The organism is Streptomyces himalayensis subsp. himalayensis, from assembly GCF_013778455.1.
Taxonomy (GTDB): domain Bacteria; phylum Actinomycetota; class Actinomycetes; order Streptomycetales; family Streptomycetaceae; genus Streptomyces; species Streptomyces himalayensis.
In genome coordinates this window covers 1-25,016 of record NZ_JACEHE010000059.1, presented here as the reverse complement: position 1 = coordinate 25,016, position 25,016 = coordinate 1, and the positions used below count along the sequence as shown (strand labels likewise).

21 protein-coding genes and 4 pseudogenes are annotated in these 25,016 nt (G+C 69.1%); 16 read left to right on the top strand and 9 right to left on the bottom strand.

The window, feature by feature from the left end:
• Together H1D24_RS40680 and H1D24_RS40675 are read left to right on the top strand one after the other, a co-directional pair.
• Positions 1 to 366 (top strand): annotated as a pseudogene (locus H1D24_RS40680) (hypothetical protein); the annotation flags it as partial.
• The gene (locus tag H1D24_RS40675) at positions 363 to 920 is read left to right on the top strand and encodes a GNAT family N-acetyltransferase (RefSeq protein ID WP_181662802.1); all 558 of its coding nucleotides are present in this window, start codon (positions 363 to 365) and stop codon (positions 918 to 920) included. The pseudogene H1D24_RS40680 and the gene H1D24_RS40675, both read left to right, overlap by 4 nt.
• Positions 921 to 954: 34 nt before the next feature.
• Here the strand turns inward: H1D24_RS40675 and H1D24_RS40670 are convergent, their stop codons facing one another.
• Complete coding sequence (locus H1D24_RS40670) at positions 955 to 2,637, bottom strand: transposase (RefSeq protein ID WP_309484634.1); 1,683 nt, start codon at positions 2,635 to 2,637, stop codon at positions 955 to 957.
• 412 nt (positions 2,638 to 3,049) lie between these two features.
• Between H1D24_RS40670 and H1D24_RS40665 the strand changes: the two genes are divergently transcribed.
• From H1D24_RS40665 to H1D24_RS43415, 9 genes are all read left to right on the top strand, one after another.
• Positions 3,050 to 3,217, top strand: coding sequence for a hypothetical protein (locus tag H1D24_RS40665; protein ID WP_181662801.1), 168 nt, complete (start codon positions 3,050 to 3,052; stop codon positions 3,215 to 3,217).
• A gap of 461 nt (positions 3,218 to 3,678) precedes the next feature.
• The gene (locus H1D24_RS40660; RefSeq protein WP_181662800.1) at positions 3,679 to 4,584 is read left to right on the top strand and encodes an NADP-dependent oxidoreductase; all 906 of its coding nucleotides are present in this window, start codon (positions 3,679 to 3,681) and stop codon (positions 4,582 to 4,584) included.
• Positions 4,585 to 4,662: 78 nt separating this feature from the next.
• Complete coding sequence (locus H1D24_RS40655; RefSeq protein ID WP_181662799.1) at positions 4,663 to 5,724, top strand: alkene reductase; 1,062 nt, start codon at positions 4,663 to 4,665, stop codon at positions 5,722 to 5,724.
• Between the two features lie 11 nt (positions 5,725 to 5,735).
• On the top strand, positions 5,736 to 6,215 hold the full coding sequence (locus H1D24_RS40650) for a MarR family winged helix-turn-helix transcriptional regulator (RefSeq protein ID WP_181662798.1): 480 nt from the start codon (positions 5,736 to 5,738) through the stop codon (positions 6,213 to 6,215).
• A 536-nt stretch (positions 6,216 to 6,751) separates the two neighbouring features.
• Complete coding sequence (locus H1D24_RS40645; RefSeq protein ID WP_181662797.1) at positions 6,752 to 7,660, top strand: SDR family oxidoreductase; 909 nt, start codon at positions 6,752 to 6,754, stop codon at positions 7,658 to 7,660.
• Between the two features lie 86 nt (positions 7,661 to 7,746).
• Positions 7,747 to 8,436, top strand: a complete 690-nt coding sequence (locus H1D24_RS40640) for a hypothetical protein (RefSeq protein WP_181662796.1) — start codon at positions 7,747 to 7,749, stop codon at positions 8,434 to 8,436.
• A complete protein-coding gene (locus tag H1D24_RS40635) occupies positions 8,423 to 9,136 on the top strand; it encodes a hypothetical protein (protein WP_181662795.1) in 714 nt (237 codons plus the stop codon). Before H1D24_RS40640 ends, H1D24_RS40635 begins: the two co-directional genes overlap by 14 nt.
• Positions 9,137 to 9,663: 527 nt before the next feature.
• Entirely contained in the window at positions 9,664 to 10,497 is an 834-nt protein-coding gene (locus H1D24_RS40630; protein WP_181662794.1) for a PIG-L family deacetylase, read from the top strand.
• Between the two features lie 128 nt (positions 10,498 to 10,625).
• The gene (locus tag H1D24_RS43415) at positions 10,626 to 10,850 is read left to right on the top strand and encodes a hypothetical protein (protein ID WP_258564727.1); all 225 of its coding nucleotides are present in this window, start codon (positions 10,626 to 10,628) and stop codon (positions 10,848 to 10,850) included.
• A 342-nt stretch (positions 10,851 to 11,192) separates the two neighbouring features.
• Here H1D24_RS43415 and H1D24_RS40620 read toward each other — a convergent pair whose 3' ends face one another.
• Both H1D24_RS40620 and H1D24_RS40615 read right to left on the bottom strand, forming a co-directional pair.
• Entirely contained in the window at positions 11,193 to 11,684 is a 492-nt protein-coding gene (locus tag H1D24_RS40620) for a nucleotidyltransferase domain-containing protein (RefSeq protein WP_181662803.1), read from the bottom strand.
• Positions 11,685 to 11,983: 299 nt separating this feature from the next.
• Positions 11,984 to 12,682: a class I SAM-dependent methyltransferase gene (locus H1D24_RS40615; protein ID WP_181662793.1), complete on the bottom strand. Its 699-nt coding sequence runs from the start codon at positions 12,680 to 12,682 to the stop codon at positions 11,984 to 11,986.
• Between the two features lie 711 nt (positions 12,683 to 13,393).
• On the opposite strand from H1D24_RS40615, the gene H1D24_RS40610 reads away from it, so the two are divergent.
• A complete protein-coding gene (locus tag H1D24_RS40610; protein ID WP_181662792.1) occupies positions 13,394 to 14,482 on the top strand; it encodes a LacI family DNA-binding transcriptional regulator in 1,089 nt (362 codons plus the stop codon).
• A gap of 209 nt (positions 14,483 to 14,691) precedes the next feature.
• Here the strand turns inward: H1D24_RS40610 and H1D24_RS40605 are convergent, their stop codons facing one another.
• The 3 genes from H1D24_RS40605 to H1D24_RS40595 all read right to left on the bottom strand — a co-directional run bounded on the left by H1D24_RS40605 (position 14,692) and on the right by H1D24_RS40595 (position 17,591).
• A complete protein-coding gene (locus H1D24_RS40605) occupies positions 14,692 to 16,239 on the bottom strand; it encodes a SulP family inorganic anion transporter (protein WP_181662791.1) in 1,548 nt (515 codons plus the stop codon).
• 8 nt (positions 16,240 to 16,247) lie between these two features.
• Complete coding sequence (locus tag H1D24_RS40600; protein ID WP_181662790.1) at positions 16,248 to 16,835, bottom strand: carbonic anhydrase; 588 nt, start codon at positions 16,833 to 16,835, stop codon at positions 16,248 to 16,250.
• A 372-nt stretch (positions 16,836 to 17,207) separates the two neighbouring features.
• A complete protein-coding gene (locus H1D24_RS40595) occupies positions 17,208 to 17,591 on the bottom strand; it encodes a hypothetical protein (protein ID WP_181662789.1) in 384 nt (127 codons plus the stop codon).
• Between the two features lie 733 nt (positions 17,592 to 18,324).
• Between H1D24_RS40595 and H1D24_RS43410 the strand changes: the two are divergent.
• Positions 18,325 to 18,802, top strand: a pseudogene (locus tag H1D24_RS43410) (rhodanese-like domain-containing protein); the annotation flags it as partial.
• A 228-nt stretch (positions 18,803 to 19,030) separates the two neighbouring features.
• Positions 19,031 to 19,629, top strand: a pseudogene (locus H1D24_RS40590) (rhodanese-like domain-containing protein).
• Between the two features lie 608 nt (positions 19,630 to 20,237).
• On the opposite strand, the gene H1D24_RS40585 reads toward H1D24_RS40590, so the two are convergent.
• Entirely contained in the window at positions 20,238 to 20,972 is a 735-nt protein-coding gene (locus tag H1D24_RS40585; RefSeq protein ID WP_181662788.1) for an NADPH-dependent F420 reductase, read from the bottom strand.
• A 153-nt stretch (positions 20,973 to 21,125) separates the two neighbouring features.
• Positions 21,126 to 21,722, bottom strand: coding sequence for a TetR/AcrR family transcriptional regulator (locus tag H1D24_RS40580; RefSeq protein WP_181662787.1), 597 nt, complete (start codon positions 21,720 to 21,722; stop codon positions 21,126 to 21,128).
• Positions 21,723 to 22,155: 433 nt separating this feature from the next.
• Here H1D24_RS40580 and H1D24_RS40575 point away from each other — a divergent pair, with 433 nt between their 5' ends.
• Both H1D24_RS40575 and H1D24_RS40570 read left to right on the top strand, forming a co-directional pair.
• Positions 22,156 to 23,346 carry an IS110 family RNA-guided transposase gene (locus tag H1D24_RS40575; protein WP_181662786.1) on the top strand — a complete coding sequence of 397 codons (1,191 nt, stop codon included), beginning with the start codon at positions 22,156 to 22,158 and terminating at the stop codon, positions 23,344 to 23,346.
• A gap of 158 nt (positions 23,347 to 23,504) precedes the next feature.
• On the top strand, positions 23,505 to 24,710 hold the full coding sequence (locus H1D24_RS40570; RefSeq protein WP_181662785.1) for an IS110 family RNA-guided transposase: 1,206 nt from the start codon (positions 23,505 to 23,507) through the stop codon (positions 24,708 to 24,710).
• Here H1D24_RS40570 and H1D24_RS40565 read toward each other — a convergent pair.
• Positions 24,703 to 25,016 (bottom strand): annotated as a pseudogene (locus H1D24_RS40565) (hypothetical protein); the annotation flags it as partial. The gene H1D24_RS40570 and the pseudogene H1D24_RS40565 sit on opposite strands and share 8 nt — an antisense overlap.

Genomic DNA, 25,016 nt, shown 5'->3' with positions numbered 1-25,016 from the left:
CGCGACGAACGTGCCGTATCCGCCGAGGAGACCGACTGGGTGCAGATCGTCGAGTGGTACGACGAGCTCACGCGCCTGACCGACAGCCCCATCGTCCGGCTCAACCGCGCGGTCGCCGTCGGCGAGGCCGACGGCCCGCGCGCCGGCCTGACGGCGCTCGCGGCGCTGAACGACTCACTGCCCCGCCACACCGCGGTGGCGGCGTACCTCCACGAGCGCGACGGCGACCTGGCGACGGCGGCACGGCTGTACGCCGAAGCGGCCCGCAAGGCACCCAACCTCGCCGAGCGCGACCACCTGACGCGCCAGGCCGCCCGGCTCAACGCCAGCCGATGTCCGCGAGAACGTCCGAGGGGCATCACATGACGCAGCAAGGGGCCATCGCGATAGAGCGCATGGACGGATCAGCCGCAGCGCGGGCCGAGGACGCGTTCAGGCTGATCTATGCCGAAGCGTTCGCCGAGCCTCCCTACAACGAGACCGAGGACGACGTCGCCGCCGCCTTCCGCCGCTTCCCCTCCCAGGCGCGCAAGCACACCTTCCGCGCCGCCTTGGCCCGTACCGAGGACGGCGAGCCGGTCGGCATGGCGTACGGCTACCCGCTCGACCCCGACACGCGCTGTTGGGACGAACTGACCGAGCCAGTGCCCGACGACATGCGACGGGAGGACGGACACCGCACCTTCGGGCTGATGGAGCTCGCAGTGCGCGGACCGTGGCGCGGGCAGGGCATCGCGCGGCGTCTGCACGAGACGGTGCTCGCCAGCATTGAGGCCGAGCGGGTGTTGTTGAACGTCCACCCGGGCAGCGATGCAGCTTCGGCAGCCTACCGGGCGTGGGGATACCGCAAGATCGGCGAGGCGCGGCCATGGGGGACAGGCGCGGACCTCCATGACGTGATGCTGCTCGGCCTGCGCTGAAAGCAGCGTCTCTGATCAGCTTAGTGATCCCATGTCAGACGTGGTGTCTGGTGTGGGTTGTGCCCATCGTGGAGGGGTGGCGTGAGCGTGCAGGTGGAAGCCTGCGCCCAGTGCCGCTCCTCGTGGCCGCCTGTCGGCTGGTGGGTGTGCTGATCGTTGTCACGTCCTGGTGCCGGTGGGCTGCGCGGGGCAGCCGCCTCCGGCCCGGTGGTGCGTGTCCCTCCGGACGCTGGCCCGCCGGACCGAGGGGTCTGGCCCACTTCCAGCCGGGCGCGGCGGGCTGGTCGGGGGCCTTGCGGTGGCGCAGCGGGACGAGACATCGGGGGCAGTGGCGGGAGGTGTTGCGTGCCGGGACGGTGACGACGGCGATGCCCGCCTCGGCGGCCAGGTGCCGCATCCGGTCCACGATCTGTCCGCGGATCTGCTGGGACAGGCGTGTGTTCAGGGTGCGGCCCATGCCCCGCGCCTCCAGCGAACGCAGGTCTTCGACGTAGATCACACTCGCGCCTGCGGCGATGGCCTGGTCGACTGTCCAGCGGGCGGCGGACTGGGCGAGCGCGTCGTTGAGGTTCGAGCGGCGTGCGGACACGCGGCGGATCTCCTGGCGGAGAACCTCGTGCCTCGCGCCCAGCGGATGCTCGGCGTTGTCGCCGATGAGCCGCTGATGATGGTCGGCTTTGGCGTGCAGGTGCTCGGACAGGCGGCACAGGCGGTGCTGCTTGGCCAGCACACCCGCAGCGCGGAACTGGGCTCCGCTACCGAGCGCGGTGATCGAGCCGTCGTCGTGGAGCCGGACCGTGCCCGCGCTGAGCAGCGTGTTCAGGCCCCAGTCCACGCCGAGCGCGACGGTGTGCCCACTACGCCGGGTCCTGGTTACGGCGTGGGTGTAGGCGAGATCGGCCCGCACTCTGCCCCGGTGCAGACGCAGGGTGGGCAGGTGCAGCACCGCGCCGGGCGGGACGGTCGGCGGCAGTGTGAGGGGGCATTCCACCCACGTCCAATCCCGGTAGGAGCGCGGGTCGGGGCGGGTGGGCAGCTGCAGTCTCAGCAGTGCCCGGCCCGGGTCGTCACCGCGTGCGATGATGGCCTGCTGCCCGTCGCACGCGGCAAGCGACAGCATCCGCGCGCTGCCGGGCGCGGCCTCCAACTCGAACACATCGGCAGGCAACCGGCCGTGCTTCTTGGTGAAGGCGGCGATCTGCCGGGTGCGGGAGTTGATGACGCTGGAGGGCACGTGGCGGCCGCCGGGGACGGCCTCGCGGACCGCATCCCACTCCTCAGCGGTGCGCTTGCCCGCCTCGGCGGGCCACGTCGTGAGGACTGCGGCGGTCAGGCCGGCCCGCCATGTGGCCGACCGCAGCATGCGCCCGGCCTGTTCCTGGGCCATACGCACGATCCGGTCATTGACCCTCACACCCCCGGGCGGCGCAACACTCCAGCCCAGACGCCGCAGCGCCATCCACGCCTTCGACGGCAGCGTCCGGCCCCCGCCGTCCACACCCGAGGCCAGCATCCCCACGTCGGCGGCATTCCAGTGCGCGGCCAGCAGCTCGGCGGCCATGCCGGACACCAGACCAGCAGCCCAGCCGACCCGCTCCGCCAGCGCAGCAGCCGACAGCACCTCACCCGTCTTCGCCACCACGCCCGCACGCAGCAGACCACGGGCACACGCGGTACGGGCCGTCTCGCCCTCGCCGAGCGGCAGCTTCCGGCTCACCCGCGCCCCCTGACCCATCCGCGGTGCTGTCATCCGATCAACGACACCCTCGCCAAAAGGTCACGCATTCGATCTACGCACCCACATGCGACACCAACACTGGTCCCGGACTCACGGCAGGGCACACCGACGGATGACACATCACTACGGATACCAAAGAAAACGCGTCAGCCTGTGAACGGCACTTGTGGTCCCGTTGGCTGCGGGACCACACGCCGTTTGGTGCCTGCGGCGATCGGACAAAGCCGTTGAACCCCCACTCGGATCCCCGACCTTGTGCCTGGCGCACCGCTGTGCGGGATCGCCAACGCGTCATGTGACTAGGGGGTCGAAAGCAGGCACTGAGTTCAGCGGCGTCGCGGCCGAGCCGTTTCATCTCGTACACCGTGAGGATGACCCGACAGTGCGGGGCGTGCGCCTTGATCTCCCGCGCCGTACGAAGTGCCTCCTCGAACTGTGGGCGTACCCGGACCGGGTGCTGATCTTCTCGCTGAACACCTTGTCGCGCGGGATGCCGTGCGCGGTGAGCGCATCGAGCTGGGAGTCGAGTTCCTGGCTCAGGTGCGAGCAGCGGGCGTAACCGATGCGGATGTCCGCGCCCGGGATGTCTTCGACAGCCCCGCATCGGCCGGCCTCTGCCCGACGTGCACACCATGAGGTCCGAATGAAGGGCCTTGGCCGACGGCCGGCGCGCCGACGGTGAACGCCGCCGCCAGTGCGTGAAAACCGCCATCAGGCAGGCCACCTGGAACGGCACGGCGATCAGCGTGAGCGCATCGCCCGGCAGGCCTGGGCGCCGGCCCGGTCGTCCAGCTTTCAGTCGAGGTAGCCCTGGGCCGCGCAAGGCGCGCTCCGGCGGGCGCCTACCGCTTCGACCGCCGTCCCGAGGAGACCGACGCGACCGCGACCGATCTTGCGCAGCCCGAGCGGCAGCTCTTGTGCAGCACGAGCGGCAGTAAATACTTGGCTAGCCACATGTTTGCTGCTACGTTGGTTATGTGTCCAGCCACCTAAATGGGTGGTGACGCGAGAGGAGTCGTCATGAAAGCCATCCAGTTCGACCGTTTCGGAGGCACGGAAGTGCTGCACGAGGCGGACATCGAGGTCCCGCAGCCCGGCCCCGGGCAGATCCGCGTCCGCGTCAAGGCGGCCGGGCTGAACGCGCTGGACGGCAAGATCCGCTCCGGGGCACTGGAGGCCGTGTTCCCGACGCCACTGCCCGCCATCCCCGGTGGCGAGCTCGCCGGCGTGGTGGACGCCCTGGGTGAGGGCGTGCGGGATGTGCAGGTGGGTGACGAGGTGCTGGGCTGGTCGGACACCGGCTCGTACGCCGAGTACGCGCTGGCCACCATCGTGGTCCCCAAGCCCGCCGGCCTCGACTGGCAGCACGCGGTCGCGCTGCCGGTGGCGGGCGAGACGGCTGAGCGGGTCCTGAACCTGCTCGGCGTCGTCGCCGGGGAGACCGTGCTGATGCACGGCGCGGCCGGAGCGGTCGGAACCCTGGCGGTCCAGCTCGCCACGGCCCGCGGAGCGCGTGTCATCGGCACCGCCGGCCCCGCCAACCAGGAATACCTCGCCTCGCTCGGCGCCACCGCGACCGTTTACGGCGAGGGCCTGGTCGAGCGGGTCCGGGCGCTCGCCCCCGACGGCGTGGACGCGGTGTTCGACCTGGCCGGGAAGGGAGCCCTGGAGGACTCCATCACCCTGCGGGGCGGCACCGACCGCATCGTCACCATCGCCGACTTCCGCGCGCACCAGCTCGGTATCACCTTCGCCAACGGCCCCCAGGAACGCTCGGCCGCCGGCCTGGCCGCGCTGGCGCAGGATGCCGCTACCGGCAAGGTCGTCACCACCGTCACCGCCTACCCGCTCGACGAGGCCGCCACGGCCCAGCAGGTCAGCGACGCCGGGCATGTCCGGGGCAAGCTCGTCCTCACCCTCGACTGATCAGGCCCATCTCTCCTTCCGCCACGCCCCCCGCTTTCCCGATCACCACCTGTTCATCACCGCACCTAAGGACCCTTCATGCTGAACTCCCTGTGGACACCGACCACCGTCGGTGACATCTCCCTCCCGCACCGCCTGGTCATGGCCCCCATGACCCGTGACCGCTCCACACCCGAAGGCGTCCCGACCGAGCTGAACGCCGAGTACTACGCCCAGAGGGCCTCGCACGCGCTCATCATCACCGAGGGAACCCAGCCCTCCGCCGACGGCCAGGGCTACCTCCTCACCCCCGGCATCCACAATGACGAGCAGATCGCCGGGTGGCGCAAGGTCACCGACGCCGTGCACGCGGCCGACGGCCGGATCGTCATCCAGCTGATGCACACCGGACGCATCTCCCACCCCGACAACACCCCCCACGGGCGCCAGCCGGTCGCCCCTTCGGCGATCCGGCCGCAGGGCACGATGTTCACCGCGTCCGGGCCCCAGGAGATGCCGACACCCCGTGCTCTGTCGACGCAGGAGGTCGCGGCGACCGTCGACGACTTCCGCCGCGCCGCAGCGGCTGCCGTCGCGGCAGGCGCCGACGGCGTGGAGATCCACGCCGCCAACGGCTACCTGGTGCACCAGTTCCTGTCCGACAACACCAACCAGCGCACCGACCGCTACGGCGGTTCCCTCGAGGGCCGCATCCGCTTCGCCGTCGAGGTCGCCGCTGCCGTGGCCGACGAGATCGGCGCCGACCGCACCGGCCTGCGCATCTCCCCCGGCAACCCCTACAACGACATCGCCGAGTCAGACACCGCCGAGCTGTATCCGGCGCTCATGCGCGCCCTCAGCCCGCTCGGCCTCGCCTACCTCCACGTCCTCCACGCGGGCGACGACGCGCTGCTGGGAACCCTGCGCGCGCTGTGGCCGACCACGCTGATCCTCAACCGGGCCGGCACCGACCTGCCCACCCGCGCCAAGGACATCGACCACGGCACGGCCGACCTCGTCTCCGTCGGCGCCCTCGCGCTGGCCAACCCGGACCTGGTCGAGCGGCTACGCTCTGACGCGCCGCTGAACACCCCCGACCCGGCGACCTTCTACGGCGGCGGAGTGGCCGGCTACACCGACTACCCCACCTACACCGTCTGAGGAACCGAACCATGCCCGCCCCCACACCCCACATCCCCACTACGGCCAGCGAGGGGCCGATGAGCTACGCGATCTTCCAGCTCGCCCGCGCTCACCGCGCCCGCGCCGCCGCCATGCTCCGCGAAATGGACCTGCATCCCGGACAGGAGCTGCTACTGATGCAGCTCCTGGACCGGGACGGCCAGACCCAGTCCGAGCTGCTCGAAAGCGTCGGCCTGGACCACTCCACCGTCTCCAAGTCCCTACGCCGCATGCAGGATGCCGGCCTGCTCATCCGCGAGCCGGCCGAACACGACCGGCGCGTCATGGTCGTCCACCTCACCGACAAGGGCCGTGCCATGCGCGAGCCCATCACAGCCATGTGGCAGGCCCTGGAGGAGACTTCCGCGCGGAACCTGTCGGCGCAGCAGGCAGAGTTCTTCGTCCGCACCGCCTACGCCATCGCCGACGCGATCAACAGCCGCGCTGTTCCGCGGGAAGAGTCCGAGTAACTCCCTCGGCTTGCACCCCGGTTCCGGCCCGGAGTGCGAATCGTTTCCGGCGTTCCTGCGAAGTGGACAGTGCTGCAGCGCACTCGGCTCACGAAGGCCCGTACTGAACGGAGCCAGGCTCCCCGACTGTCGGATAAAGCCCGGTGAGCCGAGCCGGCGGATGTGGCGCGACCCCCGCTCACCCCCGTACGTCAGAGAGAACGGGGGTGAGCGGGACCTCAGCGTCAGGGGCAAGCGCGAGCTGTCCCGGTGGAAGCAGGACGGAACTCATCCAGGGGAAAGGGCAACACCCCCGCGGGGACGGCGAGCCCTTCCCCGTCGCAGGCCGGGCGCACATCGAGGACGGCCGCATCACCCGCGTCCGGGTCACTTCGACCTCCGCAAGATCCTGCAGGCCGGCGGTGACCCGTGCCGCGGATCCGCCCACCACAGGCCCGCCCCCTGAGCGACCCGGGCCGACGGCGCCCACGTCCGCGGCCACCACTGCCCCGCCCACGTAATCCCCCCACTACTGACCTGATGGAAAGTGAGACCCCATGACCACCACCCTCCCCGTCCTCGTCGTCGGCGCGACCGGCTCCCTCGGCGGCAAGGTCGTCGACGAACTGCTGGGGCGCGGTAAGCACGTCCGAGCCCTGGTCCGGCCGACCACCGACGCGAGCAGGCTCGAAAGCCGGGGTGTCGAGATCGCCCGCGGCGACATGCTCGACCTCGACTCGCTCGTCGCCGCCATGAACGGCGCCGATGCCGTCGTCACCACCGCTGCCGGCTACACCCGCGGCGGCAAGAACGCGCACGACATCGACACCGTCGGCAACGCCAACCTCGCCGAGGCCGCCCACCGCGCCGGCATCCGGAGGTTCGTCCTGACCAGCATCCTCACCAGCGACCAGACGCCCCATGTCCCGCACTTCTGGCACAAGAAGGTCGCCGAGGACAAGCTCGAACAGCTCGGCGTCCCGTTCGTCGCACTGCGGCCGGGGGCGTTCCTCGACCAGATCGCGAGCGCGGCGGGCGACCCGATCGACAAGGGCCGCCTGATGTGGATCGGCAAGACCACCGTCCCGCTGACCTTCGTCCACACCTCTGACCTCGCGGCGTACCTGGCGGCCGCCGTCGACGCCGAGGCCGACAACGGTGAGCGCATCGACATCGGCTGGGACCGTCCCGTCAGCATGCGCGAGGTGGCCGACCTGATGGGCAACCGGGCCGGCAAGAAGATCAAGGTGTGGGCCGTCCCTTCCGCCATCGCCCGCGCCGCAGGAGCCGTCGCCGGCCGCTTCATGCCCCTGGTCAAGGACATGGCCGCGATGTTCGGCTGGTTCGACAGCGGCCGCTACGTCGCCGACCCCCGCCGCCAGGAGCAACTGTTCGGCCCCGTCCCCACGGCCGAGGACGCCCTCGCCCGGTACACCGACGAGCTGAGCACGGCGCAGCACCCGTGAGGGGCCCGTATCCGGTCCCGCCACCCGGGCGGGGACCAACCGATGAGTGGAGGAACCGCTGTGACAAGCTGACGCTGGTACACCTGATGTTCCTCGGAGTGGGCCAGCTCCCCGCAACCGTGGAGTTCAGCCCGGGCCTGACGGTCATCTACGGCGCTTCCGAGACGGGCAAGTCCTACATCGAAAAGTCCGTGGACTACACGCTGGGCGCCAGCGAGCTCAAACCCATCCCGGAGGACGAGGGCTACAGCCGCATCCTGCTCCGGCTACGAGTGGACGACGGCCGGGCCTTGAAGCGGTCCCGCGGTCCCGCGGACAGCACCATCGCCGTGTTCAATTGCGATCTGCGCCAACTCACCACGGCACCGGCAGATGCAACGCTCTCCTACAAGCACAGCTCTACCTCCCAGCGGAACATCTACCGCTACCTGCTCAAAGTGCTGGGGATCGACGGGCTGACGATCCTCCGAAACTCGCGCGGTGAAGTACGGCGATCCGTTCGCCGTCACCACAGCCGTTCTGGCTGTTCTGGGGCGATGAGGCATCGGGCCGCGGGCGTTCGCACGCGTCGGACTTCTTCGCGCGGGCCGCAGACGGGACGGGCCTGGTGGTCGACTGCCGCCCGGCAGACCGCATCGACCCCTGTTGACGATCATGTAATTCCCCGGGGCCAGCTGCCGGGCTTCCGGGTGGAGCGTCCCTCTTGCAATCAGCGGAAAACCGGTCGACGGGCCGGAACCGGAATTGTCATGGTCCACACTCGTGACGACTCCTAAGCAGCTCCTGGTCCGGGCCACCGCCCGCAACAACGCCGAGTGGTGCGCAGCGATGAGCCGATCGCACGGCTTGGCGGGCGAGTTCGGAGCTCAAGCTTGGGCCGCTCCGTCTCGCACGCCGCTCTACTACCCCGACGCGGTGACGCTGGTGCCGGACGCCGACCCGACCACGCTAGCGGCCCGGATCGACACCACCGCACCCGGCGCCGCCGTCAAGGACAGCTTCGCCGACCTCGACCTGACAGAGGTCGGCTTCCAGGTGCTGTTCGAGGCGCAATGGATCCACCGCCCGGCGAGTGCGCCCGCCCCCGTGTCCGATCTCGCCTTGGATGTGGCGGGCGACCCGGACATGCTGCACGCCTGGGCGCTTGCCTGGGACGACGGGGATGGCAACGCGGACCTCTTCCGGCCCGAACTACTCGACGACCCCGCCAACTTCGTGCTCGCCGGGCAGTCCGCCGACGGCCGCGTGGTCGCCGGCGCGGTGGCGAGCCGCAGCGACCAAGTGGTCGGAATCTCCAATGTCTTCGCGCTGGACGGCGGTCCTGACGCGGCCTGGCCGGTCGTACTGGACGCAGTCACGTGGCTGTTCCCCACCCTGCCCGTGGTCGGCTACGAGCAGGGCGACGCCCTGGCGGCAGCCGTCCGGCATGGCTTCGAGCCGGTTGGTCCGCTGCGGATCTGGCTGCACGGCCAATAACCAAACCCGCTCCAGGGCTGCCCGGGCCCGCCTTTTCTCAACCTGGCCCAGAAACTGCCACCTTCGGTGAGAACTCTGGACGCAGCCATCTCACCGTCCTGACACAGCCCAGCTCAGGATGCATAAGCGTCGTCATGATCGACGAGACACACGCCCGGCCGACCCAACCTCTCAAGCACCCCGACAGCCCCGGCGGAAATCCCACTCCTACCTGTCACATCCCAGGTCAGCGGCCCACCTTCTGCAAGATCTAATGAGGAGGGACGGACAGGATCCGACGTGGCGCTGAGACATGCAGGTCGCGCCTGTACCTCGTTCGCGTTGAACGCCGACGCCTGGAAGGCCAAGCGGCCGCGCCGGGAATAGTCTGTCCGGTCGGCACGGTTGCATCGCCGGGGGGCCGGCGCCGCACGGGCGGGGAACACGGAGACCACAAGGTCGTCCGCCCCACCGGGATCCGGCCCCAGGATCGCGGTACGCCCGGCGCACACTCGGACCAAGACGTATTTCTGCAGGAGGACTGTTTCATGACTGACCGGGCCTTGACGCTCATGGCAGTACACGCCCACCCCGACGACGAGGCCACCGGAACCGGAGGGGTCCTCGCGCGGTACGCGGCCGAAGGCATCCGCACGGTTCTGGTGACGTGTACCGACGGCGGTTGCGGTGACGGACCGGGGGGTGTCAAGCCGGGCGATCCGGGGCACGATCCGGCGGCGGTCGCCTTGATGCGCCGTCAAGAACTTGAGGCGAGCTGTGACGTCCTGAAGGTCAGCGATCTGGAGATGCTGGACTATGCCGACTCCGGGATGACGGGCTGGCCGAGCAACGACGCCCCCGGATCCTTCTGGCAGAGCCCCGTGCAGGAAGGCGCGGCCCGACTCGCGGAACTCATGCGGCACTACCGACCCGATGTGGTCGTGACCTACGACGAGAACGGCTTCTACGGCCACCCCGACCACATCCAGGCCCACCGCATCACGATGGCGGCGCTGGAGATGACCGCGCTGGCACCGAAGGTGTACTGGACCACGATGCCCCGCTCGATGATGCAGCGGTTCGGCGAGATCATGCGCGAGTTTCATGAGGACATGCCGGAGCCGGATCCTGCCGAGGCCGCCGCGATGGCCAAGATCGGCCTCCCCGACGATGAGATCACCACGTGGGTGGACACCACCGCGTTCAGCGGTCAGAAGTTCGACGCGTTGGCCGCGCACGCCAGTCAGGGCGAGAACATCTTCTTCCTCAAGATGGGCAAGGAGAGGTTCGGCGAGTTGATGGGCATGGAGACCTTCGTGCGTGTCCAGGACGCCACCGGCGCGGCCATACCCGAGAACGATCTCTTCGCCGGACTGCGCTGATCCGCCTTCCGACCGGCCGGGTCCCTGATCGGCCCGTCGCGACAGCACCGCGGGTCGACAACCGAGTCGGCTACTGGACCCCCGTCGCACTGTCCCGGATCGCCGTTCTGACCGGTCGAAGTGCGTCCTTGCTGGTCCGCGCGATGCCACCGCTCGGCGCGATCGGCGACCCCAGTCTGCGACTTCCCCGCTCGGTCACCGAGGAGGTCACCGAGCCCCGACGGCGTCCCGCCTGCCGGCTCTGCATGGCCCGCCGCCACATCCGCGGCCTCGTCGTCCGCAGCACCCACCCCACCAAGGCGTCTGCCATCGCCATCACCGCTGGCTCCTCGGGGACGAACAGCGCGATCTGACGAGGTTGCCCGAAGTGCTTCGTGTCAACCGCCGGCATCAGCGGATTCTCCGCCGCGGCACACCCCCCCTCCACCGATCTGGCCTACGTCGACGCACGCGACCGCGCACTCAAGTGGTTCGCGTCCGAAACCGGCTGCCCACCGCTTCGGCAGCGGTGGGACCGCCGACTCGACGTGCTGGGCGAGGACCGTTCGGTAATCCCTACCGGCCCGTCCGACGCCCGGATCGAGCTGGTTCGCCTATCCCGAAGTCGTCGTACTCACCGGCCTGTTCGACTCCCCGCACTGGCGAGAGCACAGCCGCTTGCCCGCCGAAGCGGCGCGGCGGCTTGGCCTTGCTCCTCAGAAGTGGGTGGCGATCCCGAAGACTCGGCGGAGTTGAGCCATGTCATGCCGATCGCGGTCCGTGGGCTGGTATCCCTGATGAAAGTAGACCTGCTGCTCGGCTGACAGACACGGGACAGTCGTCCCCTTGATAGTGCCCGTCACCAAGCATGAGGAGGGATAGATGAAAGGACGCTCCGGTTCGGGTGACGCCTGCACCGCCGAGCCGTCGTCTCCAAAGACGAGGGGATGAAGGTCGATCTCTCGGCCATCCGGAGCCGTGACGACGAATCGGATGGGCCTCCAGCTCAGGCTCTCTACGAAGCCCGCCTCACAGAGAGCTGCCACCACCCCGGCTTCCTGGTCTTGCCGATGCATCAGGTCCAAGTCGCGATGCTCTCGGGTCTGTTCGCCGATCAGAGCGTCGATCCCCCATCCTCCACCGATCCAGATATCTACCTCTGCCCGTCGCAGCAGAGTCAGGACAGACAACACGTCTTCAGCCGTCATCACGCGACGCAGGCTAGAAGCGATCGCCTCGGACAGCGAACGAATTCCTCGACTGCGGCCAAGCCCGGTCAGAACCTACCTCCCGAGGCAACCAGGAAACTGCCATCTTCAGTGCGAATCCTGGAAGCAGGCGTCTCACCATCCTGACGAAGCCAGCCCAGGAAGCACCGCCCTCGCCATGATCGATGAGACGCGCACTCAACGCTGGCCGCAGCCCTTCTGGGACGCCTTGTCCCGTCCTCCGTGAGTCACGACTCAACCTGTCACCCCGCAGGTCAGCGTCCCCACCTCTACAAGATCTAATGAGACGGGACATTTGAAGCGGGCGTCGCAGTTGCGGCTTCTTTGCCAGCAGTGGGCGGCGGTTCGGCAATGCCGATGAAGCTCTCGGCCACAGGCCGGATGCGCACCGACCACCCCAGTGCTGTGAGGTCGTCCGTGAGGGCCCGGGCATCATGGAAGACCTTCACGATGCGGTACTGGCTGCCGTCATCGAGCCGGCGCAGCGCCGCCGGGGCCGGCTGATTCGCCAGGACTTCCTCCCCGGCGGCCGCGGCGGGACCGTCGTCGATGAAGATCGCTTTGCCGCCCGGCGCGAGCGCGGCGGCGACGGTGTCCCAGAAGGCGGGCAACCGCGCCGGCGGGACGTGAGAGAGCCAGAAGGCGAAGAACACCGTGTCGTAGCGTCGTGGCGGCTGCCACTCGAGCAGGTCGGCCTCAAGGAACCGGACGGTGGGGGATGCGGTACGCGCACGGGCGAGGGCCAGCACCTCGGCCGCCACGTCGACTGCCGTTACCGAATGCGCCCGCGCCGCGAGCCTCGGGGTCCACTGGCCCGTTCCACAGGCCAGTTCCAGCACATCCCCGGCAATCGGGAGTTCATCGACGACGTCCAGCAACTCCTGCAGGTCTTCGCACTCTGCGTAGGGCCGGTCGTATTCGGCCGCGCCCGCCTTGTAGTAGGCCATTTGCTCTGCCAGGAGAGCATCGTCATCCATGCGGGTTCCTCTCATCCGGGTTCGGTCAGAGCCACGCACGCTCAGCTCGCCGGATTGGTCGCCACTGCCACTGTCGGCCTTCACCCCTGGGCAAGGTCAAGAGTCAGGAGGGTGTGGGAACGTCCACTCCGACCGGCGGGCGTCGCATGTTTCCTCACCGCTGTCGCCAGAAGGCCTAGCGCCAGAGATGGTCAATTCACTGAGCCGGGACCACATCAGCTGAGATTTCCAGCATCCCCGTGTCTCAAGGAGCCGGGCGGCGGTCTGCGCCTCCAGGCGGAAAGCGGCTCGATGACTCGGTGGTAGATCACCGCGCCGGGCAGTTGTGGTCTTTGCCAGCAGCCTGGCGCGACGCATGCGCGGGTGGTTCGAGAACACGCTCAACCGCCCGGACCGTAATCAGTCATGTGACCAGTGGGGGCGCCAGCACCGCGTACGCTGCTGATCGTGGCACCTGGACGCGGATCGCCCGTACAGGTGAGTTGAGAGAGCAATAACGTCCGCCGTTGGATAGGCCTATGTGGGCCGACGCGTGACGTACTGCCGTTGTGTCGCCTATCTTCCTTGCATTCCAAAGGCATGGATCAACTTCCGCCGTGCAGAAACGTGCCTCTCGCTGGGTGCGTGCGAGTTCGCGCTCCTTGGCCTTGTCAGTCCTACTATCTCGGCTGACCATGACAGCAACATGACAGCAACAGGGGGAAGCCTCGAGTGAACCGTGCAGAAACGTGCCGCAGGGGCAAACGGACGAGCCGGGCGGGCATCAGAGAAGTGGCCGCCGCCGCAGGAGTTTCCATCACGACCGTCTCCGACGCGCTGAACGGCAAGGGCCGGCTACCGGACGCCACACGCCGCCATGTCCGCGAGGTCGCAGACCGGCTGGGCTATCGCCCCTCCGCCGCGGCCCGCACGCTCCGTACCGGAAAGTCGGGCCTCATCGGCCTGACGGTGACGACCTACGGAGACGAACCGTTCACCTTCACGGAGTTCCCGTACTTCGCGGAGATGGCGAGAGCCGCGACCTCCAGCGCACTCGCCCGCGGCTACGCGCTGGTCATCCTCCCCGCCACATCTCGCCATGACGTCTGGTCGAACGTCACGCTCGACGGGACCGTCGTCATCGACCCCTCCGACCACGACCCGGTCGTCACCGAGTTGGTGCGCCAGGGTCTGCCCGTCGTCTCCGACGGACGCCCGGCCGGCTCCCTGCCCGTGACCGCCTGGGTCGACAACGACCACGAAGCCGCGGTCACGGGCATCCTCGACCATCTCGCCACCGCCGGAGCCCGCCGCATCGGCCTGCTCACCGGCACCACCACCGACACCTACACACACCTGTCCACAACCGCATACCTGAACTGGTGCGCACTCGTCGGACAGGACCCCGTCTACGAGGCCTACCCCGCCCACGACCCCTGCGCCGGAGCGGTCGCCGCTGACCGCCTGCTCGCCCGCCCCGACCGCCCCGACGCCGTCTACGGACTCTTCGACCCCAACGGCACCGACCTGCTGGCAGCGGCCCGCCGGTACGGCCTGCGCGTACCCGACGATCTGCTGCTGGTGTGCTGCAGCGAGTCGTCCGTCTACGCCAACACCGAACCCCCCATCACCACGCTCTCCCTCAAACCGCGCCGCATCGGCACCGCAGTGGTGCAACTCCTCATCGACGCCATCGAAGGCGTCGAAACGGATCAACCGGTCGAGCAGGTGGTACCGACAGAACTCATCGTGCGCACTTCCTCCCAGCGGTGGGAGTCGCGTGCCACGGTCAGTCCACCCCTGCTCACCCGGGCACGGTAAGCAGCTGCCCATCAGGGCGGGGGTTTTGGGCGGGACCTGCGTGAGGCAGTGCCATTGATGCACCCGCACTGGTACGGGGAGGGCGTGATGCGGTCTCCGTCGCCGACTCACCAAGTCAGGCACCGGGACCGGGGCAGCAGGGGGCGGCAAGGCCGGGCGGTACGCGCCGTGGTTCGCGTACCGCCCGGCTGTCGAGGCATCGAGCGGCGTCAGGCGCCCGATGCGGCCTTGGCGGGCTCGGCGTGTGCCGTGACCTTCACGGGCTCGGTGCCCGTGTCGCTGTGCTGTGCGGCCCAGTTCTCCAGGGCGGTGCGGACTGCGTGGTCGAGGTGGTGGACCCCGGAGAGGTTGACCTCGACGGGACGGTCCTGCGGCAGCGCCTCCAGGGTGTCGAGGATCTTCGGCAGGCGCAGGAAGGTGGCGTTGCCCGTCAGGTGCGCCTGGATGGGTCCTGCGCCCTTGTCGATGATCTCCAGCCGGACGTGCGAGGCCTCCCAGGCGGTCTTGACCACCGAGAGCGCGAGGCCGATCAGCACGCCCTCGAACATGCTCACCGCGACGATCGAGAGGGCCGTGACGACCAGGATCAGCGCCTCCCCGCGGTGCTCACGCCACAGGCCCGCCAGCTGCTTGGTGGGAATCAGCTTGAAGCCCGAGTAGACGAGGACGGCCGCGAGCGCCGGAATCGGAATGACCGCCAGGGCCGCGGGGAACAGGGCGGCGAACAGCAGCAGCCACACACCATGCATCACACGGGACGCCTTGGTCCGCGCGCCCGCCTGGACGTTGGCCGCGCTGCGCACGATGACCGCGGTCATCGGCAGCGCACCGAGCACTCCACACACGGTGTTGCCGACGCCCTGGGCCAGCAGCTCCTTGTTGTACCGGGTGCGCGGCCCGTCGTGCAGCCGGTCCACTGCGGCCGCGCTGAACAGGCTCTCCGCCGACGCGATCAGGGTGAAGGCGACGACGGTGCCGAGGACTCCGGTACTCAGCAGGTCGTCGAAGGCGTCCGTTGTCGGCGGCTGGATCGCGCCGAGCAGGCCCTTGACCTCGACCTTGGCGACGGGCAGGGAGAGCAGCACCGTGGCGAGCGTGGCAAGGCCCACGGCGGCGAGCGGTCCCGGAACCACCTGCACCTGCTTGGGCAGCTTCTTCCACAGCACCAGCACCGCTATGGTGCCGGCGCCGAGGATGAACGCGTCCCGAGCCTGTGTCGTGCCGAAGGCGTGGACGAGTGTCGTGGGCAGCTGTGCGATCTTCTCCAGACCCGATGACGGAGCCTTGGTACCGGCCATCGAGTAGAGCTGTCCCGCGATCAGGACGAGCCCGATGCCGGCCAGCATGCCCTCCACGACGGCGACGGAGATCGCCCGGAACCAGTGGCCGAACCGCAGAGCGCCCATGACCATCTGGAGGAGGCCCGTGGCCAGGACGATGACGCCCAGTACGGGCAGCCCGAACTCGCTCACGGCCTCGAAGCAGAGCACGGTCAGGCCCGCGGCCGGACCGCTGACCTGCAGGCTGCTGCCGGGCAGCATGCCGGTGACGAGGCCGCCCACGATGCCGGTGACCAGGCCGAGTTCGGCCGGCACGCCGGAGGCGACGGCCACGCCGACGCACAGCGGCAGGGCGACGAGGAACACGACGAGCGAGGCGGCGAAGTCCTGCCGCCAGGTAGAACCAGGGGCGACGAGACGCCCCTTCGTACTCTTGATGGTGGTTGCGGCTTGCGTGTCAGTGCTGTTGGTGGTCATGTCGGCGCTCACAGGGCGAGGAAGGCGTCGGCGTGCGCATCGTGCGCCAGCACGCTGCCCGTGTGGACTTCGTAGAACCAGGCGTGCAGCCGCAGTTGGTCCTCCTCCAGTCGCCGGGTGATGCCCGGATAGGACCGGAGTCGCAGGATCTGCGCGAGGACGTGATTCTGCACGGCCTCGGCCACCGCCGGGTCGTCGTGGGCGCCGTCCGGCCGGGATGCGGCGTGTGCGAGCCAGTCGCGCACCGCGGGGACCGATGCCAGGTCGTCGCCGCGGACCACGGCGCCCACGGCGCCGCAGTGCGAGTGGCCGCAGACGACGATGTCGGACACGCCGAGTACCTCCACCGCGTACTCGATGGTGGCGGCCTCACCGGTGGGCTGCTGCGACTCGTAGGGGGGAACGATGTTGCCCGCGGTGCGCAGTTCGAAGAGCTCGCCGGGGCGGGCGCCGGTGATCAGTGCCGGGATGATGCGGGAGTCGGAGCAGGTGATGAACAGAACCTGCGGCGACTGGCCTTGCGCCAGGCGCGCGAACTCCTCGGACCCGGCAGCGGACTGGCGGAAGGAGCGTGCGTGATCGATGAGAGCCTTCATGGCACATACCTCCAGCGCGCCGGAGCGGCGCGTTGATCGTGTGAGGGTTGTTACGACGTGGCAGGGCCGCGTCGTTGGGCCGTGCGGCGCACACGGGCACACGGCATCGCGGAACGGTGGGGGGTGGTGTCGGAGCGGACCGTGTGGCGCACATGGGCACACGGCATCGGGGACGGTGGGGGCGCGTCAGCGGGCGCCGTGCGGCGCACATGGGCACACGGCGATGCGGGACGGCTGGCGCGCGAGCGGGGCACGGACATGTCGTTGCTGCCGACCGGGTCAGGTCAGCAGGGGAAGGAAGACTTCGTCAGCAGCGGAGGACCTGCAGGACCGCGGGGAGGGTGCCGCTTGACCGTCGCAGTGGCCGGTGGGTCAGCCGCCAGGGCAGTTAGGGGGGTGCGGATGCTCCCTCGTCTCCCACTTCTGGAACTGGCCGCGCAGCCAGGAGCGGGCTTGCTCTCCGTTGCAGGTGAGGAGCCAGTCGGCACGGCGGAGAGCGTTCGCGGCTCGGCCGGCCTCGACTGCGGCGCGGGTGTTCGCCGGATCGGCGAGAGCGAACAGGTCCGCGATAACAGCGCGCAGCAACAGGACGCTGCGCCGACGGGTGGCGAGGTAGTCGGGGTGGAAGTGTTCGGCGTCCCCGCGGATCTGGGCGTAGCGGCCCCAGAAGTCTTCCTGGCCGAGCTCGGTAAGTAACCGGGGCACGGAGGGCAGCGGGTCGTACGCGGTCGGGGCCTGGCGTGTCGGTTCTGCCAAGGCACGGTATCGGAGATGGTTCAGACTCCGGTCGTCTGGATGCGTCTTTGGGGCAGTGGCACGTGAGCTGCGTGACGGCATGGGTGCGCCCTCTACTCAGGCATGCTGGATGCGGACAACACCCAGAAAACGGGAGCGTGCTGAACCGACCTTGCCGAAGACGGGACCGCGGACTTGCCATCCATTTGCCCTTGCATGAAGACCCCGTGAGAGGGCTCTCATGATGGTCGAGTGACCGGTTCAGCGGGTTCTTGCGAGGAACCCCAGGGCTTCAGCATTGGGAGGAATCGCATCCTTGTGGTGGCGGCGCGGAGCGCCGCGGTATCGCTGGTGCCTTCTCGGCCGCGAAGCGGCCGGGTGCTCTGCTCTGTTGATCTCTTTCTTCGTCGGACGTCCTGTCCGGACCTGCCGCCCCGTCCAGGCGGTGCTCCGGCCGGCCGCCCTCCCGGGACCTCGCCGGCGCTCCGTTCCGACACTCTTCGGTTCCTGCGCTGTCCCGTTGGGTCGGCCGTGCTTCGTATCCGGCGGCTCGCGCCCCGAGAGGGTGAAGAAGAGTCCGTACGGCCGCCGCCGGAGCCGCGCCCAGGGGGTACCGCGGCCGCCTCAAGGGTCAACTCTGGCCGACGCACACCCTGACTGCCCCTCATGCCGATGGCCCTCGCCGGCGACTGAGGCGAGCGCCGAGCGGGCTACGTCCATCACCGCGACCTGACGCTCCTTCGTAAATACCCCACACATGGGTCCCGCCAACGCCGCCGGGCCCGCCCCGGTCGACCTGACCCCGCCGGCCGTCGCCGACGCCGAGGAGATCGCGACCCGGCTGGCCGCCGGCGAGTGGGTCGTCGACCTGCGCAGCCGCGTCGCGTTCGCCGAGGGCCATGTCGCCGGCTCGTTCAACTTCGAGGCGGACGGCAAGATCGCTACGTATCTGGCGTGGATGATCCCGTGGGGCAAGCCGGTCACGCTGCTGGCCGAATCCCCCGAGCAGCTGGCCGCCGCCCAGCGCGAGTTGGTCCGGGTCGGTATCGATCGCCCGGCGGCGGCCGCTACCGGCACGCCGGCCGAGTGGGTGCCGGAGGGAAGCCGGTCGGCCTCCTTCTCTCGGTCCACGTTCGCCGGGCTGGCCGCGCAAGGCACGAACGGAGTCGTCGTCCTCGATGTGCCGAGCCTCCGAACGGGCCGCCGGGTATGTCGAGGGCTCCTTGAGCGTGTGAGCGCGCCGTGTCGGCAGGTCCAAGGGAGGCACACCACCAGGCCGACGAGTGGAACAGCCCCTTCGCCCGGCCGCCCATGCACTACCGCTCTCCGGCAAGCCACACACCTGTTTCGATCATCCGCATCCGCCGCGGATCCACCGCTGCGCCCGCGAGCAGAAAGTTCAGCCCGCAGCCGCACCGGTTCCCGGCATCCGTCATGCCACGACATCGAGGACATCTCCCATGACCACCCCAACCACCCTCGACCCCGGCCAGGTCCGCTCCCGCCTCCACGAGCTGACCGTCATCGACGTCCGCACCCCCGGCGAATACGCGGGCGGCCATCTGCCCGGCGCCCTCAACATCCCGCTCGACCAGCTCCACCGAGCCCTGCCCGACATCCGCACCGCCGCCGAGAATGCCGACATCCTCGTCGTCTGCGCCTCCGGCGCCCGCTCGGAGAACGCCTGCCGTGTCCTCGCCGAGAACGGCATTGCCACCTCCACCCTTGACGGAGGCACCAGCGCCTGGGCGGCTCAGGGCCACGGCCTGCACCGGCCCGAAGGAACCACGAAGGCGACGTGGAGCATGGAACGCCAGGTCCGATTCACCGCCGGTTCGGTCGTTCTGCTGGGCTGCTGCTCGGCCTTGTCGTCCACCCGGCCCTCCAGCTGCTGTCCGCCGGCATAGCCGGCGGCCTGGTCTCCTCCGCCCTGACCAACACATGCGGAATGGCGGCCGTGCTCGCCAAACTGCCCCACAACCGGCCGCGCCGGGCAGACCTGGACGCCACACTCGCTCGGCTGGGTAAGCGCGCGGCATCCGGGTCCGGCCGCGCCTGACGGTTTGGTCGGAAACATCAACAGAATCCGGTCGCCCACACCGCCGTTCTCGACACGGCGGTGCGCCTCGGCGGCGTCGGCCGGCGGCAGGAGGTGGGTCCGGATGTCGACCAACCCTTGGACGAAGGCACCCTTCGCTGCAGGCCGGACTTGCTAAGGGTGCGAGTAGAAAACGAACCCGAGCACGGCCAGATTGGCGAACCGCGTTGCGCGCGGCGCGGGAAGAGCTGTCCGAGGCCCCCGGGACTGGCCACCACCCGGCCGGTCAGTCCCCACCTCCGCACAGCATCCATCGCCAGGCCCCATCCCCGGCTGGGCGGGACAAGGCTGACCGCGCGGATCGCCGTGCTGCTTCCGCGGCCCGGGCCGTGGACCGTGGCCAGGAGAGGGTACGGCCGTCTACATTCCCGACAATACGGAGGTGGCCTCCGCATTGTCGAAGGGGCGGGATCCGGCAAGGGGGAGAGGTTCGCGGGCACCTGGGGCCGCAGACGCGCGAGTCGGGGGTGGATGCGCCGGGAACCACGCAGCTCCCCGCGCGGAAGGCGCCGCGGTCAGCAAGGCTGCCGGCGGTTCCCCCGGAGGGGGAGCTGCGTGGTTGTGCGGCGTCAGCGGTGGGCGGAGCGGTTCATCTCGACGATCTCCGCCAGCGTGGGCGTGGAGGTGAGGGCGGTGAAGCGCTCCATCAGGCGATCCCGCGTGCGCGGGGCCTCGGCCCGGTCGGCCGCGGCAAGGGCGGGCTCCAGGTCGTCGAGGGTCAGCTCGGTGCAGTAGGCGGGCGTACCCGGCTGCTGGCGCCAGGAGTCGGCCAGCGCACCGGCATCGAAGGCGTCGAAGCCGGTGTCGTCCACCAGGCGCATGGCCACACGCCGCGCCTCGTCGGAGTCGGCGGCGATCGGGATGGCGATGCGGCCGGGGGTTCCCGCCGGAACGCCCTTGGTCTGCTGGGTGGCGGCCAGGGCGGCGTTCCACGCCTTGACGACGGGCCGTCCCAGCTGTGCGGCGTTCCACAGGCTTTCCACCTGGCCGTTGTCCACCGCGTCGATGTGCCCGTTGAGGTGGGGGTAGTAGTTGGAGGTGTCGACGACCACCGTCTCGTCGGGAACGGCGGCGAACAGGCCGGCCAGTTCCGCCGCCCGCCCGAAGGGGATGGACAGGATGATCACGTCCCTGTCCTGGACGGCGTCGGCGAGGTCCGCCGCGCGGGCTCCGGACTCCAGTACGTCGGCCGGGACCGCTTCGGGGCCGCGGGCGTCCGCCACCTGGACGTCGTGACCGGCCGCGCTGAGCTTGCTGGCGAGGTTCCCTCCGATGACACCGGCGCCTATAACAGTAATTTTCATTAGTTTGTCCCTTTGAAGGTTGTGCTGCCCCTGGGGCGGCGCGATGTGATGGGTGTCCGGCGGGGCCGTCGGCAGGCGGTCGTCGCCGGGATGCCTGGGGCCCGTGGCCCGACGGGTGCCCGGGCCTGCGGTCCGGGGAGGGCGCCTGGTGGCTTATGCCTGGTCGTCCGGCTCGCGGTAGCCGCTGGCGAGGAGCGCGCGGAGCCGGTCCACCGACTCCTCGTCGGTGGCGCCGGTGCCTTTGATCCAGGCAACGGAGACGGCCGCGAGGAACAGGTCGTACCCCTTCACCGACTCACGCACGCGCCCCGCGAGCTGCGCGGCTTGCACGTACTTGTCGGTGGCGGTGATGAGGGTGTCGCAGGGCAGCGTGAGCGGGTTGTCCGGCTCCTGTGCCCTGGCCGCGGCCATGAGCGGGTCCGGCAGCCCGCTGAAGGCGCTGAAGTAGTCCTCCATCGCCCGCAGCCACTGTTCCAGCGCCTCGGCCGGGTCGCCGAGCTGATCGATGTCCGCCTGGCGGGCCACCAGCTCCTCGGAGCGTGTCTGCAGCACGGCCGCCAGCAGCGCCTCCCGGGTGGGGAAGTGCCGGTACAGGGTGCCGGGCCCGACGCCCGCCTCCTTGGCCACCGCCTCAAGGGAGGTGCCGACCCCGTGCTGCAGGAAGTGACGCTGTGCCGTCTCCAGGAGCGCCGCGCGGTTGCGCTGGACGTCCGCGCGGGGCTTGCGTCCTCGCTGTCCACTGGCGTTCATGTGTCCTCCCGGCTCCTGTGAATCTGCGGCTGCTTCAAAGCGGATGCTGCCTCCGGACATGTTCGAGCGTAAAACGGAGGTAGCATCCGGTCAAACCGGCACGCGGCCCCATTACCTTCTTGGTGGCCCCGCAATGGGGCGCCCGGCCTCTGGAGCCGGCATGACTGCTCGCCCCTGTTGAACGCATGGCCTGGGGGGTGGTCCTACGTTGTTGATGGGTCGGATGGGCTGTCGTACGGTCCGGAGGATCCAGTGGCCCCGGGTATGGCTTGGGGGTGGTTGCCTTCGATGGTTCTTGTGACACCTGGCCGCCCGGGGCCGCACGGCGACTCGACCACTGATGAGGAGCTGCGAGCCCTCGGGTATCGCTGAGTAGGACCATGCTGGCGGGGTCGTCCGGATGCACGGAGCGCGTCGAACGACCGGAGGAACCATGGCCTGGAACTGGGCGGGTACCGACATCGGCAAGGCCCACCATCACACCGTTGTCCTGGACAGCGAGGGCGAGGTGCTGCTCTCGCGGAGAGTGGTCAACGATGAGCCGGAACTGCTGAAGCTCATCGGTGACGTCCTGGAGCTGGGCGAGGACGTGGTCTGGGCCGTGGACGTCGCCGACGGCATGGCCTCCTTGCTGGTCAATCTCCTGCTCAACCACGGGCAGACGATCGTCTATCTGCCCGGCCTCGCGGTGAACCGGGCCTCGGCCGGCTACCGCGGCCTGGGAAAGACCGACGCGAAGGACGCCCGTGTCATCGCAGATCAAGCTCGCATGCGCCGCGACCTGCACGTTCTCACTCCCGAGAGCGAACTGGCCGCCGAACTACGGGTCATGACCGACCGGCGGGCCGATCTGGTCAAGGAACGGACGCGGAAGACCAACCGTCTTCACGCGCAGCTGCTCAGCATCTTCCCGGCCCTGGAACACGCGCTGGAGCTGACGAACACCGGGCCGCTGGTGCTGCTGTCGGGTTACCAGACCCCCGCTGCGCTGCGGCGTTTGGGCCGCAAGCGGCTAACGGCGTGGTTACGGCACCGCAGGGTCCGTAGCGCCGAAACGCTGGCAGGCACCGCCGTCGACGCGGCGGAACGACAGAACACCCGTCTGCCTGGCGAGACCGCCATCGCGCACGTGGTCCACGACCTGGCGCTGGAGGTGCTCGGCCTCCACGAGAAGATCCACGAGTTGGACAAGCTCATCGAGACCCGGTTTCACCAGCACGAACTCGCCCCAGTAATCGCCAGCCTGCCGGGCATCGGACCGCTGCTGGGCGCTGAGTTCCTGGCCGCGACCGGCGGCGACCTGGCCCGTTTCCCCAGTGCCGACCGACTCGCTGCCTTCGCTGGCGTCGCCCCGGTCCCCCGGGACTCTGGCAACGTGAACGGCAACCTGCACCGGCCCCGCCGCTACCATCGCGGCCTGCAGCGCGTCTTCTACCGCTCCGCGATGATCAGCATTCGCAGCTGCCCAGAGTCCCGGATCTTCTACGACCGCAAGAGAGCTGAGAAGAAGACGCACAAGCATGCTGTTCTCGCGCTCGCCCGTCGCCGCGTCAACGTCCTGTTCGCCATGATCCGTGACGGACAGTGCTATCACCCCCCAACTCCCGTCACGACCGCGGCTTGACAACAACATGAGGAGGTGTCACCGGCTACGGAGGCATCGACAGACCGCTGATTAGGGGCATGACCACCGGCTTGTTCGCAGGTCGGGAGGCTCTTCGTAATGTGGATGTGGCGATCGGTGCCGTGGCACGGCCGGGCGGGGACGACCAGAGGACGCACGTGATCGATGTCAGTGAAGTCGGTGTCTTCCTCGGCCTGGACGTCGGCAAGGGCGAACACCACGCCACCGCTGTCACCCGGGCTGGGAAGAAGGCATTCGACAAGCGGCTGCCCAACAGCGAACCCAAACTGCGCGAGGTTTTCTGCAAGCTGCAGGCCAAGCACGGGACCGTGCTCGTGGTGGTTGACCAGCCGGCCTCCATCGGAGCCCTGCCCCTCACGGTGGCCCGCGATATGGGCTGCCTGGTCGCCTATTTACCCGGGCTGACCATGCGGCGGATCGCTGACCTCTATCCCGGCGAGGCCAAAACCGATGCCCGCGATGCCTTCGTCATCGCGGACGCGGCCCGCGTCATGCCCCACACACTCCGCTCGATCGAACTCGAAGACGAGACCATCGCCGAGCTGGAGATGATCGTCGGCTTCGACGACGACCTGGCCGGTGAAGCCAATCACATCAGCAACCGGCTCCGCGGCCTGCTCACCCAGATCCACCCGCACCTGGAGCGAGTCCTGGGCCCGCGCATCCAGCACCCGGCTGTGCTCACGCTGCTGGAGCGGTTCGGCTCACCGTCCCCGATCCGCAAAGCCGGACGACGACGGCTGATCAGCCTGCTCGGACCCAAGGCACCGCGGATGGCCGAGCGACTGGTCGAGGACATCTTCACCGCACTGGACGAACAGACCGTGGTCGTCCCCGGCACGGACGCGGCCGCACTCATCGTCCCGAGCCTGGCCGGCTCACTGACTGCCGTCCTCGACCAGCGCAAACTCCTCGCCACCAGGATCGAGGAACTGCTGGAGAACCACCCTCTTTCCAAGGTCCTGACGTCCATGCCGGGGATCGGCGTCAGGACCGGAGCCAGGATCCTCATCGATGTCGGCGACGCCAGCAGCTTTCCCACCGCAGCGCACCTGGCCGCCTACGCAGGTCTCGCCCCAGCAACGAGGAGCTCGGGCTCCTCGATCCGCGGTGAGCAGCCGTCCCGGCGGGGAAACAAGCAGCTCAAACGAGCCTTCTTCCTCTCCGCGTTCGCGTCCCTGGCCGACCCGGCCTCCAGGACCTACTACGACAAGAAGATCAGCCAGGGCAAACACCACACCCAAGCCCTGCTCTGCCTGGCCAGACGACGAGCCGACGTGCTCTTCGCGATGCTCCGCGACGGAACCTTCTACGAACCGCGGACCACAACAGCCGTCACATAACAGGCGGTTCGGCCAGACGCACGACACGATCGGCTTCGACATCGAAGCCGAGCACCGGATGACCGTAATAGCCCTCCGGATCCATCAGCACCGGCTTGCCCAGCCGTCGACCGATGTCCCGCAGGAAACGGCAGAAGACGTCGAGCCGCTCCTGTCCCTGAAGCTCCCGCAGATCCACATCGAAGTCGACCTCCTCCGCCGCATGGAAGCGGAAGATCGCCAGCACCTCGGTTGACGGCCAGACCCGCAGCTCAGGGCACTCGGCGTCGGCCGGGCGGGAGAGCACTGTCTCCACCCTGGGCACCG

Excerpts from the sequence above, each read along its gene's own strand:
- H1D24_RS40675 (WP_181662802.1), top strand. The coding sequence starts at position 363 with ATGACGCAGCAAGGGGCCATCGCGATAGAGCGCATGGACGGATCAGCC.
- H1D24_RS40660 (WP_181662800.1), top strand. The coding sequence starts at position 3,679 with ATGAAAGCCATCCAGTTCGACCGTTTCGGAGGCACGGAAGTGCTGCAC.
- H1D24_RS40655 (WP_181662799.1), top strand. The coding sequence starts at position 4,663 with ATGCTGAACTCCCTGTGGACACCGACCACCGTCGGTGACATCTCCCTC.
- H1D24_RS40650 (WP_181662798.1), top strand. The coding sequence starts at position 5,736 with ATGCCCGCCCCCACACCCCACATCCCCACTACGGCCAGCGAGGGGCCG.
- H1D24_RS40645 (WP_181662797.1), top strand. The coding sequence starts at position 6,752 with ATGACCACCACCCTCCCCGTCCTCGTCGTCGGCGCGACCGGCTCCCTC.
- H1D24_RS40640 (WP_181662796.1), top strand. The coding sequence starts at position 7,747 with ATGTTCCTCGGAGTGGGCCAGCTCCCCGCAACCGTGGAGTTCAGCCCG.
- H1D24_RS40630 (WP_181662794.1), top strand. The coding sequence starts at position 9,664 with ATGACTGACCGGGCCTTGACGCTCATGGCAGTACACGCCCACCCCGAC.
- H1D24_RS40620 (WP_181662803.1), bottom strand. The coding sequence starts at position 11,684 with ATGACGGCTGAAGACGTGTTGTCTGTCCTGACTCTGCTGCGACGGGCA.
- H1D24_RS40615 (WP_181662793.1), bottom strand. The coding sequence starts at position 12,682 with ATGGATGACGATGCTCTCCTGGCAGAGCAAATGGCCTACTACAAGGCG.
- H1D24_RS40605 (WP_181662791.1), bottom strand. The coding sequence starts at position 16,239 with ATGACCACCAACAGCACTGACACGCAAGCCGCAACCACCATCAAGAGT.
- H1D24_RS40600 (WP_181662790.1), bottom strand. The coding sequence starts at position 16,835 with ATGAAGGCTCTCATCGATCACGCACGCTCCTTCCGCCAGTCCGCTGCC.
- H1D24_RS40585 (WP_181662788.1), bottom strand. The coding sequence starts at position 20,972 with ATGAAAATTACTGTTATAGGCGCCGGTGTCATCGGAGGGAACCTCGCC.
- H1D24_RS40580 (WP_181662787.1), bottom strand. The coding sequence starts at position 21,722 with ATGAACGCCAGTGGACAGCGAGGACGCAAGCCCCGCGCGGACGTCCAG.
- H1D24_RS40575 (WP_181662786.1), top strand. The coding sequence starts at position 22,156 with ATGGCCTGGAACTGGGCGGGTACCGACATCGGCAAGGCCCACCATCAC.